The 870-nt window shown below is 44.9% G+C and carries 1 protein-coding gene; it reads right to left on the reverse strand.

The window, feature by feature from the left end; genetic code table 11:
* A partial coding sequence (locus tag XcuCFBP2542_RS18965; protein WP_211293046.1) for an RNA-directed DNA polymerase occupies positions 1-794 on the reverse strand: 794 nt, incomplete at its 3' end.
* Positions 795-870: the final 76 nt, after the last annotated feature.

An 870-nucleotide genomic window follows, 5' to 3' on the forward strand; every position in this document is an offset into this window, starting at 1 on the left:
CTTTGAAGACATCGGGGAGATCCGTTGGGAAGAACGCGATATCCCAACGGGCTGCTGGCTGCTTGTATAGGTGAGGTTGGCGGACGCTTACGTACCAAGCTCATTTTCCGGCTAACTTTATCCCACAATTCACCTTTCGACTCTGGTCGCGCGAGCGAAATTAGATGGCTAAGAATTCCTGCTATTGCAGGGAATGTTGACGGGGATACAACTGCAATATCTGTTGCAATAGCAATTTGGACCTCTAAATCATCAGGATGAGTTTTCTGCTCAATAACCTTTGTATGTAGTTCACCAATAAGCTTTCTTAGTGAACCACTGTTGGGATAGCGTCTCCCAAACGTATGAAGACGCAAAAGCTGTTTTTGCAGCGTCTGCGCATTGGTCGTCCCTAAATCTTGTAAATCTATACCAGCCAATTTATCAGGCTTTATAGACCCCTCAACCACATTTGTATTTATAAAGGTTTTCGCCGCACCAAGACGCATTCCTACTATCCTGAGCTTATCACTTATTACTTTCAATATTTTCTCTGCGCCTACGTCGCTATTGGAAAATATTCTATAATCATCTCTATATCGAAGTATTCGAAAATCAGTACTCTCGCCAAGCTCCACCGAAATCAATTCATCAACATAGCCAAGCACAAGCTCAGCTATAAAATCCATCAGAACAGAACCCTGCGAAATTCCATTAGTCTGCCCATATCGCCCCGCTCGGATTGCGACATCGATCTTATCTCCAAGTAAACCTCCCTTACCCTTCGCAGCCTTCGAGGCGGTGGATTCACTCACGAAGTGCAAGGGTATCGTAGTTGAAAAAGACCTCGGCTGGAGTGAGATAGCTCAATCGTTTTCTGGGTCGGTTGTT

This window comes from Xanthomonas cucurbitae (genome assembly GCF_002939885.1).
GTDB classification, from domain to species: domain Bacteria; phylum Pseudomonadota; class Gammaproteobacteria; order Xanthomonadales; family Xanthomonadaceae; genus Xanthomonas; species Xanthomonas cucurbitae.